The organism is Bacillus sp. FJAT-49711 (assembly GCF_018343715.1).
Classification (GTDB): Bacteria; Bacillota; Bacilli; order Bacillales; family Bacillaceae_C; genus Lederbergia.
In genome coordinates this window covers 420,710-439,075 of the sequence record NZ_JAGYPL010000003.1, presented here as the reverse complement: position 1 = coordinate 439,075, position 18,366 = coordinate 420,710, and the positions used below count along the sequence as shown (strand labels likewise).

Annotated in this window: 20 protein-coding genes; 12 read left to right on the top strand and 8 right to left on the bottom strand. The window is 36.7% G+C overall.

Features of this window, described 5'->3' with window-relative positions:
- Nucleotides 1-171 precede the first annotated feature (171 nt).
- The 8 genes from KHA96_RS16180 (at nt 172) to KHA96_RS16145 (ending at nt 6,908) form a co-directional block, all read left to right on the top strand.
- Nucleotides 172-1,383 (top strand): MFS transporter, encoded by a 1,212-nt coding sequence (locus KHA96_RS16180; protein WP_213130345.1) that lies wholly within the window; start codon nt 172-174, stop codon nt 1,381-1,383.
- Nucleotides 1,384-1,479: 96 nt separating this feature from the next.
- Nucleotides 1,480-2,511, top strand: a complete 1,032-nt coding sequence (locus KHA96_RS16175) for a mechanosensitive ion channel family protein (protein ID WP_213130344.1) — start codon at nt 1,480-1,482, stop codon at nt 2,509-2,511.
- A gap of 185 nt (nt 2,512-2,696) precedes the next feature.
- Complete coding sequence (locus KHA96_RS16170; RefSeq protein WP_213130343.1) at nt 2,697-3,020, top strand: PadR family transcriptional regulator; 324 nt, start codon at nt 2,697-2,699, stop codon at nt 3,018-3,020.
- The gene (locus KHA96_RS16165) at nt 3,013-3,573 is read left to right on the top strand and encodes an HAAS signaling domain-containing protein (protein WP_213130342.1); all 561 of its coding nucleotides are present in this window, start codon (nt 3,013-3,015) and stop codon (nt 3,571-3,573) included. The genes KHA96_RS16170 and KHA96_RS16165 overlap by 8 nt, the downstream gene beginning before the upstream one ends.
- Nucleotides 3,566-4,423, top strand: coding sequence for a DUF4097 family beta strand repeat-containing protein (locus KHA96_RS16160; protein WP_213130341.1), 858 nt, complete (start codon nt 3,566-3,568; stop codon nt 4,421-4,423). The genes KHA96_RS16165 and KHA96_RS16160 overlap by 8 nt, the downstream gene beginning before the upstream one ends.
- A 330-nt stretch (nt 4,424-4,753) precedes the next feature.
- Nucleotides 4,754-5,650: a helix-turn-helix domain-containing protein gene (locus KHA96_RS16155; RefSeq protein ID WP_213130340.1), complete on the top strand. Its 897-nt coding sequence runs from the start codon at nt 4,754-4,756 to the stop codon at nt 5,648-5,650.
- Between the two features lie 41 nt (nt 5,651-5,691).
- Nucleotides 5,692-6,045, top strand: a complete 354-nt coding sequence (locus tag KHA96_RS16150; RefSeq protein ID WP_213130339.1) for a hypothetical protein — start codon at nt 5,692-5,694, stop codon at nt 6,043-6,045.
- 122 nt (nt 6,046-6,167) lie between these two features.
- The gene (locus KHA96_RS16145) at nt 6,168-6,908 is read left to right on the top strand and encodes a MerR family transcriptional regulator (RefSeq protein WP_213130338.1); all 741 of its coding nucleotides are present in this window, start codon (nt 6,168-6,170) and stop codon (nt 6,906-6,908) included.
- 82 nt (nt 6,909-6,990) lie between these two features.
- Here the strand turns inward: KHA96_RS16145 and KHA96_RS16140 are convergent, their stop codons facing one another.
- Genes KHA96_RS16140 through KHA96_RS16130 form a run of 3 tightly spaced genes read right to left on the bottom strand, consistent with a single transcriptional unit; the run spans nt 6,991 to nt 9,781 of the window.
- Complete coding sequence (locus tag KHA96_RS16140; protein ID WP_213130649.1) at nt 6,991-7,239, bottom strand: YkuS family protein; 249 nt, start codon at nt 7,237-7,239, stop codon at nt 6,991-6,993.
- A 50-nt stretch (nt 7,240-7,289) separates the two neighbouring features.
- Complete coding sequence (locus KHA96_RS16135; RefSeq protein WP_213130337.1) at nt 7,290-8,894, bottom strand: ABC transporter permease; 1,605 nt, start codon at nt 8,892-8,894, stop codon at nt 7,290-7,292.
- Complete coding sequence (locus KHA96_RS16130) at nt 8,894-9,781, bottom strand: ABC transporter ATP-binding protein (protein WP_213130648.1); 888 nt, start codon at nt 9,779-9,781, stop codon at nt 8,894-8,896. Before KHA96_RS16130 ends, KHA96_RS16135 begins: the two co-directional genes overlap by 1 nt.
- A gap of 151 nt (nt 9,782-9,932) precedes the next feature.
- Here KHA96_RS16130 and KHA96_RS16125 point away from each other — a divergent pair, with 151 nt between their 5' ends.
- Complete coding sequence (locus KHA96_RS16125; RefSeq protein WP_213130336.1) at nt 9,933-10,520, top strand: TetR/AcrR family transcriptional regulator; 588 nt, start codon at nt 9,933-9,935, stop codon at nt 10,518-10,520.
- Nucleotides 10,521-10,552: 32 nt separating this feature from the next.
- Here KHA96_RS16125 and splB read toward each other — a convergent pair whose 3' ends face one another.
- The gene (splB, locus tag KHA96_RS16120; RefSeq protein ID WP_213130335.1) at nt 10,553-11,581 is read right to left on the bottom strand and encodes a spore photoproduct lyase; all 1,029 of its coding nucleotides are present in this window, start codon (nt 11,579-11,581) and stop codon (nt 10,553-10,555) included.
- Entirely contained in the window at nt 11,574-11,825 is a 252-nt protein-coding gene (locus KHA96_RS16115) for a transcriptional regulator SplA domain-containing protein (RefSeq protein ID WP_213130334.1), read from the bottom strand. The genes splB and KHA96_RS16115 overlap by 8 nt, the downstream gene beginning before the upstream one ends.
- Nucleotides 11,826-12,081: 256 nt before the next feature.
- Between KHA96_RS16115 and KHA96_RS16110 the strand changes: the two genes are divergently transcribed.
- Complete coding sequence (locus KHA96_RS16110) at nt 12,082-12,843, top strand: class I SAM-dependent methyltransferase (protein ID WP_213130333.1); 762 nt, start codon at nt 12,082-12,084, stop codon at nt 12,841-12,843.
- Between the two features lie 79 nt (nt 12,844-12,922).
- On the opposite strand, the gene KHA96_RS16105 is transcribed toward KHA96_RS16110, so the two are convergent.
- From KHA96_RS16105 to KHA96_RS16095, 3 genes are all read right to left on the bottom strand, one after another.
- Complete coding sequence (locus KHA96_RS16105; protein ID WP_213130332.1) at nt 12,923-13,720, bottom strand: AAC(3) family N-acetyltransferase; 798 nt, start codon at nt 13,718-13,720, stop codon at nt 12,923-12,925.
- A 26-nt stretch (nt 13,721-13,746) separates the two neighbouring features.
- Nucleotides 13,747-14,700, bottom strand: a complete 954-nt coding sequence (locus KHA96_RS16100; protein WP_213130331.1) for a C45 family autoproteolytic acyltransferase/hydrolase — start codon at nt 14,698-14,700, stop codon at nt 13,747-13,749.
- 94 nt (nt 14,701-14,794) lie between these two features.
- On the bottom strand, nt 14,795-15,436 hold the full coding sequence (locus KHA96_RS16095) for a DedA family protein (RefSeq protein WP_213130330.1): 642 nt from the start codon (nt 15,434-15,436) through the stop codon (nt 14,795-14,797).
- A gap of 176 nt (nt 15,437-15,612) precedes the next feature.
- On the opposite strand from KHA96_RS16095, the gene glcD reads away from it, so the two are divergent.
- Together glcD and KHA96_RS16085 are read left to right on the top strand one after the other, a co-directional pair.
- Nucleotides 15,613-17,025 (top strand): glycolate oxidase subunit GlcD, encoded by a 1,413-nt coding sequence (glcD, locus tag KHA96_RS16090; RefSeq protein ID WP_213130329.1) that lies wholly within the window; start codon nt 15,613-15,615, stop codon nt 17,023-17,025.
- The gene (locus KHA96_RS16085; protein WP_213130328.1) at nt 17,022-18,353 is read left to right on the top strand and encodes a (Fe-S)-binding protein; all 1,332 of its coding nucleotides are present in this window, start codon (nt 17,022-17,024) and stop codon (nt 18,351-18,353) included. The genes glcD and KHA96_RS16085 overlap by 4 nt, the downstream gene beginning before the upstream one ends.
- Nucleotides 18,354-18,366: the final 13 nt, after the last annotated feature.

The following is an 18,366-nucleotide window of genomic DNA, read 5'->3' as shown; positions in this document are numbered from 1 at the left end:
CATTCCTTTTTGGAAAAGTAATCTATAGATTATATTCGATAAGATTTACAATCCTCCTGCGAAAAAAAACATCTTGTTTTTTTATAACAAGATCTGTAACATTTTTCATGGAAAGACCGTCAAATAATAGATAAATTTAAGTTTCGAGTAGAAATTGGAAAGAGGTTATATATGTCAGAGTTATTGAAAAATCGTTTTGTTAAGGCAATCTTTCTATCAGCTTTATTTCTTCAAGTCGGTATTTGGGTGCGGAATTTTGCGGTGCTTTTATTCGTAATGGAAAAAACAAACGGAAATGCGTTTGCAGTCTCGATGATTTCTGTAGCTGAATTTGCCCCAATCTTTATTTTTTCGTTTATCGGAGGAACTTTCGCGGATCGTTGGAAGCCGAAACTCACTATGATTTGGTGTGATATTTTAAGTGCCATCTCCGTGTTCGTCGTGTTAATTACATTAGTAATTGGGTCATGGCAAATTATTTTTTTCGCTACGTTAGTTTCGGCGATTTTATCACAATTTTCCCAGCCATCCGGAATGAAGTTATTTAAAATGCATTTGAAACCCGAACTGATTCAGTCAGCAATGTCAATTTACCAAACCATTTTTGCTATTTTCATGGTGTTAGGTCCGGTCGTTGGTACATTTGTATTCCAACAGTATGGCATTGATGTGTCAATAGCTATAACTGGAGTGGCATTCTTGCTCTCAGCTGTCATGCTATTATTCATTCCAGCTGACCATAGTATGGAAAAAGAAAAAAGGACGACAAGTGTTCTTGAGGAAATGAAAGCCGGAGTTAAGTATGTTCTAGCAAAAAAAGAATTGAAACTTCTTGGGCTTAGTTTTATGGCTGCTGGGCTTGCAATCGGTCTGATTCAACCACTCACTATTTTTCTTGTAACAGAAAGATTAGAATTGGCAAAAGAAAATTTACAATGGCTATTAATGGCAAATGGGATCGGTATGATTCTTGGAGGGGCTTTATCAGTTATGTTCACGAGGAAAGTTGCTCCTCAAAGATTACTTGTTATTGGGATGCTTGCCAATGCCATTGGCATGAGTGTAGTCGGCTTTTCAACTTCACTCCCGCTTACAATGGGAGCAGAATTCTTTACAGGGTTATTTTTCCCTTGTATTCAAATCGGTATTAATACGATGATTCTACAAAGTACACAAGCAGAGTTTATTGGCAGGGTGAATGGAACATTAAGTCCGTTATTTACGGGATCCATGGTTTTAACAATGAGCCTTTCCGGTGTTCTTAAAGAAGTATCGTCTATTGTCCTCATATTTGAAATTTCGGCCATTCTTTTCGTGCTCGGAATTTTAGTCATTATGCCGATTTTTAACATGAAGGTTCAGCCTCAAACAGAGGGAGTTTGATTAGGTTTTTATTTGATGACGCGGCTGCTCTATATTCATAGGGTGGCTTTTTTGTGGTAAAATTTTTTCAATTAAGTTTTCTAGGAGGTATGGGCAATGTTTTGGGAATATATAAATACATATGAAAACTTTAAAAACACCTTGATTTCAATTGGTATTTTATTTTTCTTCCTATTTTTAAGGAAGATTTTTGCAAAATATGTGTTTACTCTATTTTTAAAATTGACTAGTAAAGTTCCAAGTCAGTTATTCACTAACATTTGGAAAGCCTTTGAAAAACCGATGCAGTGGTTTTTTATCATATTAGGAATTTATATAGCAGCCTATTACTTTCCTTACTTTGGACAAAACGATCGGCTTTTTATTAGTTTGATTAAATCTGCAATCATCTTGCTTGCAGCTTGGGGACTGTTTAATCTATCGGATTCTTCCTCCCTACTTTTTACAAGAATTAATAAAAGATATAATATCGAAATCGATAATATATTAATACCATTTCTATCCAGAACCATTAGAATTATTATTGTAGCTTTAGCAATAAGTATGATTGCGGAAGAATTTAATTACAGCGTGAGTGGATTTGTAGCAGGATTGGGATTGGGCGGCCTTGCCTTTGCGCTCGCTGCAAAAGATGCCCTTGCTAATTTATTTGGCGGCATTATTATTATTTCCGAAAAACCTTTTAGAATCGGTGATTGGATATCGACTCCAAGTGTTGAGGGGGTAGTGGAGGATATAAGTTTTCGCAGTACGAAGGTACGTACTTTTACTCAGGCGCTCGTTACCGTACCAAACGCTACACTTGCCGATCAGCCGATTACGAACTGGAGCAAAATGGGGAAAAGACAAATATCATTTTCGTTAAAGCTTGCCCTTGATACTTCAAAAGAAAATTTAGAAAGAACGGTACAACAGATAGAAAAGCTATTAAAAGGCTATCCCGGTATTCATCCGGATACTATTCACGTCACATTTGACAAGTATATGGTGGATGGATATGAAATTTTCCTTTATTTCTTTACGAATGCAACTGAATGGGGAGAGTATTTAAAAATAAAAGAAGAAATTAATTATAAAATATTGGATATTGTTAAAGCTGAAGATACAGAAAATCAGGCAACTTCCTAATATCATTAAAAACCCGTTATATTGTCTAAATAACGGGTTTTTTTATGAGAAAAGCACTAAATTATTTTGTTCAGTACATTGCGATGTACAGTACTATGTGATATATTGTTTTTGCAAGGTATTTTTTTATGTATAGTATTGAATATTATATAGTAGTGAAAGCAGAAATGAGGTGCAGTTCATCATTGAACGTTCAATTTAAAAAAGGCGTCTTAGAGCTTTGTGTTCTCGCTTTGCTTGATAAGCAAGATCGATATGGATATGAATTGGTCCAAAAAATTTCGGATCAGATTGCGATTTCAGAAGGTACTGTATATCCGCTTTTGAGAAGGTTAACAAAAGAGGAGTATTTTACAACGTATTTACAAGAATCAACAGAGGGACCATCACGCAAATATTACAAACTAACTGAAAAAGGGAGAAAGTATTTATACGCATTGATTCAGGAATGGCAAGAATTCACTTCCGGAGTCAATCAACTCATTAAAGAAGGGGTAAATCATGAATAAATATCAATTTATGAGAGTATTGGATTCGTCATTACAAAAGCTTCGAGAAAATGAACGATTAGAGATTTTACAAGATTTTGAAGAGCATTTTACGATTGGGTTGGAAGAAGGAAAAACAGAAGAACAAATTGTAGAATCGCTTGGATCTCCACATCAAATTGCTAAAGAAATTTTGGCGACGCATCATCTTGAAAAAGTGCAAACAAAAGCGTCTACTGGTAACGTATTTCGTGCAGTATGGGCAGTCATTGGATTAGGCTTCTTTAATTTAGTGATTGTACTCGGTCCTTTTATTGCCATAGCTGCAATTATTATCGCAGGTTGGGTGACAGGGGTATCTTTTATTGTCTCTCCATTGTTGGTTTTAGTAAATGTCGCTATCTTCCCAGGGACATTTGAATACTTTGACTTGTTTATTTCAATGGCTCTTTGTGGAATTGGATTATTTATCGCGATTGGAATGTTCTTTGCCACTCGGTCAATTACAAATGTCTTCATTCGTTATTTAAAATTTAATGCAAGACTCGTTAAAGGTGGATTGAAAAATGAATAATATAAAAATAATATCGACTGCTGCACTTTTTCTTTTGTTGGTTGGGCTTGTTGGAAGTATATTAACATTTAAATCATTATCGGAGTCAGAGCAAATTTCAGATGAAAGACTGATAGAAAAGGATTTTTCGAATATCTCTATAGCTTCTAACAATTCAAAAGTAGAAATTTTACCTACAGATGATTCTACAGCCACGGTGGAACTTTCAGGAAAGGCAGCTAAAAATCTAAAATATACATTTTCAACTGATGTAAAAGGAGATACTTTGAACATAGAATTAAAGGAAAAGTTAAGAAAGCTCTTTAATTTTGACTTTTTTGCAACATCCTTAACGTTAAAAGTTTATGTCCCTGAAAAACAATATGACACCATACAAGCAATAAGCAATAACGGGTATATAAAGGCAGAAAAATTAAATGCCGGCGATTTATCAATTGGGACGGATAATGGTCGCATCCTATTAACTAACATTGAGAGTTCAACGGTCACAATGAGAGCTAATAATGGAATGATTGATTTGAAAAAGATCGCTGCCACAACTGTTAATCTTAAAGCTGACAACGGGAAAGTTCTACTTGATGATGTCGATGGGAAAATCACTGCGAAGGTTAACAATGGAATGGTTTCGCTTATTACTAATCATTTAGATCGCTCCATAGACATTCAATCGGATAACGGAGAAATCAAAGTTAAAACAGACAATGAGCCAACAAACGCAACCATAGATGTGACTGTTCACAATGGAAAAGTAGATGTCTTTGGTCAAACCAATCGAAATGTTGTATTTGGAAAAGGCGAAAACTTGATTAAACTTGTTACTCATAATGGTAGAATTACGGTAAGTAAATAATGATGATAATGGATGAATACAATGTAATGTGTGTATTCATCTTTTTTTATTGAAGAGAAATTTCCCGAAAAAAATTTTTGTTTAAATAAGCTGAGAATTGGTTATAAAGACCTAGGTATATTAAAATGAAGTATCATGACTTGAATTTTTTACAAATGAAATATATTTGTTAAAAAGCGAAGGTTTCCTTCATAACCTTGAAAGAATAGCAAAAAAATATTACATGAGAAATGAAAGATGCACTATATATAGTAGGAAAGTATTGAAAACACTGCTATAATGTTGATGAGAACTCAATGTTAAAGCTATTTTGACAAAGGAGTAAAGTATATGAGCGAGAATTTCGTAAATATTGGTGAAATCCTACAATCGTTAAGAATCAATAAAGGATTGGCCATTGAAGAATTGGCGGAAGATATTTGTTCAGTTGAGGAACTCGATTTAATGGAAAAAAACAAACAAGTTCCCACAATCGATCAACTTTTTAGATTGGCCAATAAACTGAATGTTAAGTTGAGTGACTTCTTTGATTTTACATCAGCGGACTCTGCCAGTTATGTTTCGGCAGTAAGCGGGTTGATTAATAAATATAAGAGAGAGCGTAATTATAAAGCCATCAACGAAATCGTACAAAGAGAAAAAAATAACCCTCTTTTTAACTTCCCATCTAGTCAACAATTTTTACTTTGGAATGAAGCAATTTGCCTGTATTATTTAGCTGAAAAAGATTCAAGAGATAATGAAACTTCTATTAGTATGTTGAATGAAGCTCTGGATATGACAAACCCTACACGTAAAGGTCTCTCTGAACGAGAAATTGAAATTAAAATGTCAATTGCAATAATTGAAAAAGATCATATGAATTTTGAAAAAGCTATTTCTATTTTAAAGGAAATATTGGAGGACATAGATATACTACCGGCTTTAGCTGAACCTCAAATCCGTTTAAGGGCACTGTTTGGATTATCACAATCCCTATCTAGATTGAATAAGTTTGAAGAATCACTGATTTATAGTGAAAAAGGAATTAAGCAGTGTATTAATGATGAAGTTTTGTATCTACTAGGAGAGTTTTTATACCAAACAGCGTTAAATTATATCGCGATTGACAATAGAACTGAGGGAATAAACCATCTTAATAATGCTCTCAACATCTTTAAATTGCAAGAAAATGATAGTTTTAGTAAACATGTAGAAAGCGTAATGGAAAATTTAGCAATTAAGTGATATAATTTGGATAAAATATTTTGTAAGAGGAGAATTATTTTATGAAAAAACTATTAATAATTTCTGCCCTCACACTTGGTTTGGTTGGAGTGACAAGTTCAGTGGGATCGTTATTGGCAGGACCCATTTTACCAGATTTACCTTCCCAGCATAGTATAAAACTAGAAATTGCGGGACCCATCTTACCAGATCTACCTTCGCAACATAGTGTAAAGCCTGTAATTGCAGGACCCATTTTACCAGATTTACCTTCCCAACACAGTATTAAACCAGTATTAGCAGGACCTATTTTACCGGATTTACCGTCTCAACATAGTGTAAAACCCATTCTAGCAGGACCAATTCTACCTGACCTACCATCTCAGCATAGTATAGTTATAAAAACATTCGCGTAATCAAAAGCAACGTTGCATCTAAAAGATGTGCGTTGCTTTTTTTATGGGAAAAATTAAAAATGTATATTGACTCTCACGCAACGTGATACTTTATAGTTATAAATGAAGGGAGGCACAATAGGTTGAAAGTGAAGGAAGTAGCTGATTTAGTTGGAATTAGTGTGCGCACACTGCATCATTATAATGAAATTGGGTTGTTGATTCCGGAAGAAACAACCGAATCTGGGTATCGAATTTATTCAGATGATAATCTTGAGACGCTGCAGCAAATTTTGTTTTTTAAAGAGCTAGGCTTCCCTTTAAAGAAGATTAAAGAAATTATAAATAGCCCGTCTTTTGACCGAGAGGAAGCTCTTTCGATGCATAGAAAGATGTTGCTTGAGAGACGAAGCAGGCTGGATCGAATGATTGAGACGGTTGAGAAAACGATGAAGCATATGAAAGGAGAAATTAAAATGTCAAATAATGAAAAGTTCGCAGGTTTTGACTTTAGTCATAATCCGTACGAACAAGAAGCTCGCGAACGTTGGGGAAAAGAAGCTGTCGATAAAGCTAATCAAAAAGTAGGCAGTATGTCAAAAAATGAAAAGAAGAATTTAGAGGAAAGATTCAATGGAATCTATCAAAAACTTGCTGCGATTCGTCATACTGCACCTGATTCGCAAGAAGCCCAAGAAGGAATAAAAGAATGGTTTGAGTTTTTAAATTTAATGGGGAGTTATTCTTTGGAAGCGTTCAAAGGGTTGGGGCAAATGTATGTCGATGATGAACGGTTTACAAAAAATATTGATCAGTTTGGGAAAGGCTTAGCACAATTTATGTGTGATGCGATGGCGGTTTTTGCAGATGAGAACAAAAGATAATAATCCAATCAAGACGGCACTTACGTCACAAATTAAGATTAATAAAAGAGCTTGGATACACGCCAAGCTCTTTGCACTTGAATTAATGTAGTTTAATTTTATTCTCAACTTCCCGACAGACTTCTTCAGCAGACATGCCATTCGCATCAATGACAGAACCTTCCATAGAAATGTTCTGTATTCCCATGAAGTTGGAATCTAGACCTGATACAACACAACAATCTACGTTTTTAATGTCAGATTCGTTATGGACCGGAACTACTTCGTAACCTTTTTCCTGAAGTGCTTGCTGTACGTTTGTCAAAGCGGGTTCAATACCGATTTTAGCCACAAAGCACACCTCCCTTTCCAATCTAGTTTTCCTGTTTATCATTGAAATATTCACCCGTGAATATCACGCTTATTGTAAAAAATGAAACCTGTCACAGACAAAACAATCGCGATGATTGTCAATATTGCAACACTCGTTAAGTCCATGTCTTCAACAGGAAGTTGGGGGATATGACCATATGGTGATAGATTGCTCATCCAGTCTGGGAATTGAAGCAACCCTCCCAAATAAACAACGATAAATGAATAGAGCAGGTAAATCCAGGTAAGCCCAGTTAAATTAGGAGCCAAGCCACTACATAGTACCGCTAGGCCAATCATCACCCATATCGCGGGAAGATAGGCAAGAGCAGCTTCGTAAATCGTGCTAAAAGCAATTCCATCATCCATTACAGACGCTCCTGCAGACCATAGTCCGATGGCAGTCATTGATATAATGAGAAAGCTGCTTCCAACTGAAACGGCCAAATAACTGGCTAATAATTTTGAATGTGAAACTGAACGACTAAGTAGATGTTCAGTACGATTATTTCCTTCTTCACCTTTTAACTTTAAGATCCCCATTAATGCTGGAATGGTACTTATCATCGCTAAAATGGACATGATCATCGAAACAAATTGTTCAGTTAATGAAAATCCTTCGGTAGGTGTTAAAATCTCTTTCAACATATCTATGTCTTTAAAGTAAGATTCAATATCGCCTAAAACTGATCCATACGACGCCCCTAAAATAAACATACCGATGGTCCAAGCGATGATTCCGGTCCGCTGTAACCTAAAACTAAGACCTAAAGGGCTTTGTAATAATACAGATGCATGCTTTTTCCCTGGCTTAGATGGTAAAAATCCCGCACCTAAATCCCGAATCGAATTTAAATAGTAAGCAAAAATAAACAAAACGACAGATGCCCCAACCGTCAGTAAAATTGGCCACCAGTAATTGTTTACATACACTTCTGAGCTAAGGATCCATCCAAATGGAGAAAACCAAGACATCATTTCATTGCTAACATCGCCAATTGCACGAATTAAATATGATGCCCCTAAAACAGCAAAGCTTAATCCAATGGTCCCTCGTGAATTTTCGGCAAGTTGCGCAAATACGGCTGTAATAGCAGTGAAAAAAATTCCCGCCACACCTATTGCTGCCCCATATAAAAGAGAACCATTTAAATTGATGCTCTCAATTTTTAAAGCGTACAATCCGAATCCAATTAATAGTGCTAACAGTACGTTCGTTCCAACTAAAACTAAAATAGTAGCACTTAAATTAGATAGTCTCCCAACAGGCAATGAACGAATTAATTCGATACGGCCTTCTTCTTCGTCAGCTCTTGTATGGCGGGCAGCGAGTAAAATACTCATTAGTCCCACGATGATAGCAGTGAAAAGCAACATTTGATGAGCCATCATCGCTCCATTCGTATAATTGTCTAATCCGTATCCTTTTCCGACCATTGCCGTCATGGCCGGATTCCGCATTGTTTCAGCAATTGCCTGCCTATCTAAATCAGTTGCATATAAATCTTTAAAGGCAATCGCTGTTAAATAGGTAACCGAAGATAGAGAGAGCAGCCAAATAGGTATTCGAATACGGTCACGTCGGATGATAAAGCGAGTAAGGCTGCCCGTCTCGTTATAATACTTACTTGCCATTAAGCTTCACCTCGAGACCCTTCGTAATGGCGCATAAATAAATCTTCTAATGTCGGTGGTGTGCTTTCCAATCTTACGATCCCAAACTGACTGATATATATCATAACAGTGTCTAATTCTTCTGAATCTACTTGGAATGAAAGAGACTGTTCTTTTCGTTTAATATCGTGAACACCTTTTAACTCTTGGAGAGCTGTTATTGGTTGTTTCGTTTCAACGACAAGATTCAATCTTGTTAAATGACGCAATTCATTTAATGAACCTGATTCGATGATTTTTCCTTCTCGAATAATACCGACTCGGTCACATAGTTTTTCAACTTCAGATAAAATGTGGCTGGAAAGCAGTACACTTTTTCCGGCTTTTTTAGCATCCATCACACATTCTTGAAAAACTTTTTCCATTAATGGATCAAGGCCTGAAGTGGGCTCATCTAAAATATAAAGGTCAGCCTCCGAAGAAAAAGCTGAAATCAATGCAACTTTTTGTCTATTTCCTTTTGAATAGGTCCTGCATTTTTTTGAAGGGTCTAAATTAAACTTTTGTATCAGCTCTTCGCGTCTACTTTTATGATTTGTTCCGCGTAGCTTTACAAATAAATCAATGACCTCCCCACCAGTCAAATTCGGCCATAAATTTACGTCTCCAGGAACGTAGGCAATCCGTTTATGAATCTCAACAGCATCCTTCCACACGTCTTTCCCGAAAATCCTTGCCTCACCTTCGGTTGCTTTTAAAATCCCGAGCAACACACGAATAGTTGTAGATTTTCCCGCACCATTTGGCCCGATGAATCCGAAGACTTCCCCTTCATTCACTTCTATATTAACTCCGTCTAATGCAGTAAAATTTCCAAATCTTTTTGTTAAATTGGATGTTTTCAACATGTTCAACCCACTCACCACTCCTAAGTTTTGAAATATTTCACTCTACATAGTTCATAATATATATAAAATGATATTGTTTCAATATACTTATGAAATATATTTATTGTTTTATTACAAAACTTTCATTAAACTAAAAATGAGGTGAAAGAGATTGGATGGATTTATACGTCGTAAAGAAATGAAGAAAGCGGATATCCTGAATACTGCATTGGCATTATTTATAGAATTTGGTGTACAGAAAGTGTCCATCGCAGAAATTGCGAGGAAAGCAAAAGTGTCACAAGTGACTATATATAATTATTTTGAAAGCAAGGATAATTTAGTTCATGAGGTTATCATTTTTTACATAGATAAAGAGTGGTTGGAATATGAGCAATTACTTAAAAAAGATATTCCTTTTCCTGAAAAAATTAAAAAAATTATTTTTAATAAAAAAGAAACAGCCAATAGGATTCATGAAGATTTTTATCAATACTTTATGAGGGAATACGCGGCAGGGATGAGTTATATCGAAAATCTTTATATTGAAAAGACAGTACCAAGCTTTGTTGATTTATTTAATGAAGGGAAAAAGCAGGGATATATTGATCCTGCCTTATCGAATGAAGCGATTTTATTTTATATACAAATGATAAAGGAGTATATGCAGCGTGAGGATGTTTATCAGAAGATTCTTCCGATGACAGAAGATATAGTGAGGCTATTATTTTATGGGATTATGGGAGAAAGACGGGATTAGCGAAAAAAGGATACGGAAAGCAATACCGTATCCTAAGTGAAGTATTCCATTTTTGCTTCTGGAAAGTATTTTTTCAAATATCCGCCGAGGGTATCTTTAATATCCTCTTGTTCTTCATCCTTGTATACATATTTTCCGATGCCGTATTTTCCCCATTTGTATTTTCTTTTTGCTTCGTCAAGTTCAAGCTTGGTCATGGGGTAGTTTTTTTGAATAACTCGTTTTGCGGGCATTGTAAAGCGATGTTGAATTAATTCAAAGGTTAAGTTCTTTTTAGCAAAGCCTGGAAGTTCTGCTTCAAGCTTTTGAAACATTTCTCCATATCCTTCTTTCCAGCCTTCATGCAAATAAATTGGTGCTACAATAAATCCTAACGGGTAGCCGGCATTTGCTACTTTTATTGCGGCTTCGATTCTTTCTTTTAAGCGTGAGGTTCCTGGTTCAAAGTACTTAATGATGTAATCGTCATTAATGCTAAAACGAAAACGGGTTTTTCCATTATGATTTGCATCTAAAAGATGATCAACATGGGCAAACTTTGTAACAAAACGCAGCTTTCCATGTTTAGATTGGCCAAAATATTCAATAGCCTTTTTTAACGTATGGGTTAAATGGTCGACTCCCACAATATCGGACGTACACGATGCTTCAAACCTTGTTTCCTCGGGAGCGCGTTCTTGCATATAGTTTTCTGCGGACTCCAGAATCTCATCGACATTTACGTAAGTTCGAATATATGGCTTACTTCCCATCGTCGTTTGTAAGTAACAATAATGGCAATGCCCCATGCAGCCAGTTGCAAAGGGGATGGCATATTCGGCAGATGGTTTTGATGTATCAAATTTCAGTGTTTTTCTAACGCCTACAACAAGCGTTGATTTAGCAATTCTGTATTTTTGAAAATGATTTTCGCCAGGTAAATTGCGGATCTGGTTGTGTGATGTCGTTTGTCTCGTTTCAATTCCCATTTCTTTAAATTTATTGACTAATGTCTTTCCGAGTGGATATTCTAGAGCGCCTGGTTCGAAATAGACTAGTTGAGGAACAAAGGGTTTAACCATAGTATTCCTCTATATCAGCGAAGCCGAAAGCCTCTCCATACGCTTGTTCTGCCTCTTCTTTTGATTGAAAAATAGCCAATTCTTCTGAAATGGGATAATACGTCTCATATAGAAAAAGCGCTAATTGATTCGGATGCTCAGGTGAATGAACGACAGCCGCTTCTTGAATATTGGCAACGTCCTGTGTATGGGGATTCCGGTAAATAACATATACGATTTGCCCAGGATTATAATTATTTTGCATTTTCCGCATGCTCCCTTATAAGTGATAAAGATGTTTATACTATGTATTAAAACTATAACTTTATTCACACATCATGCTATTTAGTTCATCAGCATTAAGCTCTTTTACAATGCTTTCATTGTTCAAAGCATCGTCACTCTCCTTTTAAACGGTAAAAAATAATTATAATTATACTCTTCACTGATTTTAATAAAATATTACGTTTATAATGAGATTTAAAGCGATTGAAAATCTAAAAAAGAAGGTGAAGTACATAATGTTCAGTCATTACGGAAAGCTTTGTACAGAGTTTTATGATTTTACAAAGCCGGTGGGGAAATCAATTGACGGGGATCTTGAATATTACGTTGAACGATTAAAACATGTTAAAGGAAGAGTTTTAGAAGCAGGAGTTGGGTCAGGCCGATTTTTAATTCCGCTTTTGGAAAAAGGATTTGTTGTACATGGCTTAGACTATTCCGCGGATATGCTGGAGTCTTGTAAAAATCGTTGTAAAAGTAGAGATTTAAATCCCGAATTATTTGAAGGCAAACTTGAGAATTTTCATCTGCCAAACAAGTTCGAAGCGATTATTATGCCGACTGGAACTTTTTGCTTGTTAGAAACAAGGGAAGCTGCGTTGAATGCATTAACATGCTTTAAAAGTCATTTGATGCCTGGCGGGAGAATTATTATCGACATTTCATTGCCGTATGATTTTAAAGTAGGAGACATGAATACAAGTGCTATTTCTTTCCCTAATGGTGAAGGAATCACGCTTGAAAGTAAATCAATCGAACATGATTGGGTGCAGCAAAGGACCGTAACACATATTAAGTATGAAAAATGGAAAGATGGAAAGTTAATAGATACGGAGCTTCAAAGATTAGTCATGAGATGGTATGGAATTGAAGAATTTAAGCTCATTTTACATGAAATTGGATTTAAGAATGTCTCCATTTCATCAGGGTATGTTTATGGAAAATACCCAACAAGTCCGGATGAAATAATTACATTTGAAGCAGAATTACAGTCATAGAGCTTGGGGAATATGCAAAAAGGTGGATAAAAATAAGTTTTTTCTCCACCTAATTTACTTTAGGTGCAGTCCTATGCTCTTACAATCCTCTGTTGGAGGAATATTTGCTGACTGTTTTTTCATTAAGTGGTTCATTATTCGAAAATAAATTAGGCATGTCCTGGAGCATTTCCGTTAATACTTCGTAAGTTTTCCTGGCACCACATACCCTTGTTTCCGCATTTCCGAACTTTCCTAAGACCATGGCTTTGCGGCTTAAGAGAATATCGTCGACCTTCCAAAAATAATCAGACCAAGTTTCACCACTATGCCTTCGAGATGGAACATCTATGATTCGGCCATCCTCCATGATTGTTTTGAGGGGTTTATACACGTCGGTCAATCGGCCAGGGACATTAGCCCATTCCTCAATTCCATGGATGAATGTGTTTTTTGTTAAATCTACCCCAACAAGCAGTATTTGAGCATTGCGATCCAGCAGCCTTCCCCATGCCGAGTCACGTGCGCAAGGAGTTTTGCAATATTCATCGCCGGATGTAAAGGCTTCAGCATCTTTTCCTAAAGCAGCAACAGAATGGGTAGGGTGTGCGGAGCGTGAAACGTTACGTCTTTTTCGAAATAATTCAGTCAAAATGCCTACACAGGAAGGTGAGTCGTTAACTGAAAAAATAGGATTTTCCGTATTAATATACGACCAACTATGTGTAGGGAAAACGAGAAGACCGTCTTTCATATATTCTTGGAAAGCATCTAAAACCGTATCCGCTCTTCCCGCAACAGGACCAATTTTTTTATAAGACGAATGGACCAGCAATGTACCTTTCGAATTAATTCCTATATTATGCAAATCCTTTAGCAAGCTTTCTTTCGTATACATATATGATTCCTTTCTTTCTTGTTGATTTAATCGACTTTCATACCAAACAAAAGTCGTTCTTTACTTCCAGCAGCAGTAAGTAAGATCCTCATTTCGTTCGGAACATACGATACAGTGTATAGTGTGCCAAAAAATTGATCATAATCCGTATAAAACAAAGGAGACTCTGTTTGGCTGAACCATTCGTGAAAATCTTCGACAGTTTGTAAAGGGTTAGCTTTTCTTAATGCAGCTAAACGATTATCTGATGAGCCTACCCGCTTCCGGTTAAATGCTTCCATTTCTTTCGTTTGGAATTTGTTTACACAAGCAAGCTCGTTTGGTGTAGTTAAGATTTGAACTTGTTCAGGGGATGCTTCAACGACAGCCATATTCCCTTTTTGATCGAGTAAAGAATAATTATAGCAAGCAGCATGTGGCAATTTCTTTAATAATTGAATTGCTTCATCCACATCTATGCACATTTCCAAGACAATTCTAACAATAGTGCTGCAAACAAAGCCTTTTTTATAAAAATTATTATTAACAAAATGCAAACCGACTACTAGACCGTTCCGATTCATTCCGTCCAAACGACCAACTAGAAATTGGGAATTACCATAGATGGTGTCGTTTTTAATAAATAAGCCATCATAAACCTTCGGGCTAAAATCATAATTCCTTACATAAAAATCACTCGTTATAAAACTCGTACATCCTAATTCTGCAAGCTGTGGCATGTCATACCCAGCAAGCAAGCGAAGGATGTCTACCTCAGGAAATCCGGATCCATCGACGATGCCTTGCAGTTCCTCTAGAAGGGGAGGACAATACGTGCTCAGAATTTCTTTGATTTCATCAATATTTTGTTGCAACGGATATACTTTTTGTAACTCTTTGAATTGTGTTTGCATCGCTGTTGATTGTTTTACCATGGAACCTATGGATAGGCCATTATCGTAGTAGTTTCCAGAAAACACTAAAGGTTGGATAGGTATCACTTAATCACTCCTTTAATAAGGTTATAAAAAAATAGTATCATAATGTATAAGAAAAAAACGGACTTCAATTGCTCGATGAAGTCCGTTTCAGGTTTTATTTAGAAAATCGTTCTTTTACTATACCGATAATAGCAGGCAGAACGGATATAAAGATGATGAGCAGTATGACAGTTGAAAAGTTATCCTTGATAATAGGAATATTCCCAAAGAAATAGCCAGCGATTGTACAGAGCAGCACCCAAATGGCACCACCGACGATATTATAGGTGATAAAATAGCGGTAGTTCATCCGGCTAGCCCCTGCAACAAATGGAGCAAATGTACGGATAAATGGCATGAAACGGGCGAATATGATGGTTTTACCACCGTGCTTATTAAAGAATTCCTCTGCTTTTTCCATTTTTTCTTTATTAATCATCTTGCCAATCCAGCTTTTTGGAGGAATCGATGTACCAATTTTTTTTCCGATATGATAATTGACAGTATCCCCAATAACTGCAGCTGTAAAAAAGACGATCAGCAGTAATACGATATTAAAAGCACCAACTGCAGCAAAAGCTCCACTTGCAAACAATAAAGAATCGCCAGGTAAAAATGGAAAAATAACGACACCTGTTTCAACAAAGACGATTAAAAATAAAATGAGGTAAGACCATATATCAAATATTTGAATGATGTCGATTAAATGTTCATCTATATGTAAAATAAAACTAATTAAACTTTTTATAATATCCACGTTTCCAAATCCTTTTATATAATGTAATAGAAAATGATGTCCACAACACATTATCACCTTTTTACGTTAATACATCAAGTGCTAAACGAATAATGGGTATATCGTGTCTTATTTTTTTAGTAAAATGTAGTTAATATGTAGTAGATTGATAGAAATAATAGAAAAGGGTGTGAAAGATGATTAAAGATCAAATAAAGGCGAGACTAGCCTCTATTGTTGGTAAAGAAAATGTCATCGATTCTCAAGCTGGCCGCCTTGTATATTCTTACGACGCCACACCGAATTATCAATCTATGCCAGATTTGGTTGTTGCTCCGCGTAATACGAAAGAAGTGGCTGAAATTGTAAACGCTTGCCGCAATGAGAGAATATCTATTATCCCTCGTGGCTCGGGCACAAATTTATGTGCAGGAACTGTGCCAACTGAGGGGGGGATTGTACTTTTATTCAAACATATGAACAACATACTTGAAATTGATGAGGAAAATCTCACAGTAACGGTTCAGCCGGGTGTAATTACACAGGATATGATACGGGAAGTGGAAAAGCGAGGATTGTTTTATCCTCCCGATCCAAGTTCGATGAAAATATCAACGATTGGCGGCAATATTAATGAAAATTCTGGGGGCTTGCGTGGACTGAAGTATGGAGTAACTGCTGATTATGTAATGGCGCTTGAGGCTGTCTTGCCAAATGGGGATATCATTCGTACAGGCGGGAAACTTGCCAAAGATGTGGCAGGCTATAATTTGACACAGCTTCTTGTGGGCTCAGAAGGAACCCTTGCGATTATTACAGAAGCTACATTGAAACTAATACCAATTCCAGAAACAAAACAGACGATGCTTGCACTTTATCAAAGTATGGATGAGGCAGCACGAACTGTTTCTGAAATTATTTCTGCAAAAATTATTCCGGCTACACTCGAGTTCTTAGATCAGCCAACATTAAAAGCAGTTGAAGATTTTGCAAAAATAGGCCTTCCAACGGATGTAGAGGCTGTCTTGTTGATTGAACAAGATGGACCGCATGAAATTGTTGGACGTGATATAAAGAAAATGGCAGATATTTGCACGGCGCAAGGAGCTGTTTCTGTAAAAATTGCTGAAACAGAAGTGGAGGCATTGGCACTAACAGAAGCTCGCAGATCAGCTCTTTCTGCATTGGCAAGATTGAAGCCGACGACGATTCTTGAAGATGCAACCGTTCCTCGTTCAGAAATTGCTAATATGGTGAAGGCCATTAACGAGATTGCAAAGAAACATAATGTTACGATTTGTACGTTTGGTCATGCTGGTGATGGGAATTTACATCCGACTTGTCCAACAGATGTAAGAGATAAAGAGGAGATGAAGCGGGTAGACGCAGCTTTTGCAGATATTTTCGCTAAAGCGATTGAACTCGGTGGGACGATTACGGGTGAACATGGGGTCGGTATGATGAAGGCACCTTTTCTGGAATGGAAGCTTGGGACTGAAGGTATTTTAATCATGAGAGCAATCAAACAGTCTTTTGACCCTCATAATATTATGAATCCCGGAAAAATCTTTGCAAAAGAAACGCGGAAACGGCTGGTGGTTAGCCGATGATTGAAATGACAAAAAGGGAAAAGGCGATTCAAGAAGCATTTACAGACAGAATGGATGAGACGGAATTACTAAACTGTATGCGCTGCGGTTTTTGTTTGCCTGCTTGTCCAACTTATATTGAAACTGGATTTGATGAAACGCATTCACCTCGTGGTCGCATAGCTTTAATGAAAGCAGTCCACGATGGTTTAATTAGTCCAGATGACGATGTAGAAAAATCGTTAAATCTTTGTCTTGGATGCCGTGCATGTGAACCCGTTTGTCCTGCTGGTGTTCAATATGGACATTTGCTTGAGGAAGCAAGGGATATATTTAATGATTATAATCGTCATTCTCTTTCAGTAAAGGCACTACGAAAAACAGTGTTCGAAGGAATTTTTCCCTATCAGAATAGAATGGCAAACGCTGTAGGACTACTTAACTTTTACCAAAAAAGCGGCTTACAAACTGCTGCTCGAAAAATAGGTTTTATGAGACTTTTTCCTGAAAATCTTAGACAAATGGAACAGTCATTGCCTGAAGTGCCTTCAAAAAAAGTGATGAAAAATAGACCATCAAATCTTTCAGCGAAGACGAAACAAGTAAAAGCAACAGTGGCTTTCTTTCGCGGATGTTTGATGGATACGATGTTTATGGAGACGAACGATGCGACCTTAAAGCTTCTCCAGAAAGCGGGCTGTGAAATCGTCATTCCAGAAGGACAAAATTGCTGCGGAGCACTGCATGGCCATAGCGGTGAAAAGGATATAGCGAAGGAACTTGCAAAGAGGAATATTGAAGCATTTGAGAAAACCCAAGCAGATTACTTTATTGTTAATGCTGGCGGATGTGGCGCCTTCTTAATCGATTATGATCACCTGCTAAAAGATGATCCTCATTTTGCTGATCGTGCAAAAGCCTTCACAGCTAAAATGAAGGACATATCGCAAATATTGTATGAACTTAATTTCCATAATGAGGTATCACTTTCCGTTAAAAATCAAATTATTACGTATCAGGATTCCTGCCATCTTCGCAATGTGATGAAAACATTTATTGCACCAAGAGCATTGATTGCAGCAATCCAAGGTGTGGATTTTAAGGAAATGGAAAAGGCAGATAGCTGCTGCGGATCTGCGGGAATCTATAATATCATAGAATCGGAAATGTCGATGCAAATTTTAGATCATAAAATGGAGAAGGTAGCCGACACAAAAGCCCATACCATTGTCACAGCCAATCCTGGTTGTCTTCTTCAAATGAAGCTTGGAATTGAAAGAGAAGGATTGTCAGATAGCGTTCGCGCTGTCCATATTGTTGATTTGTTGTTAGAGGCGTGCAACGAATAAAAAAAGAATGGCA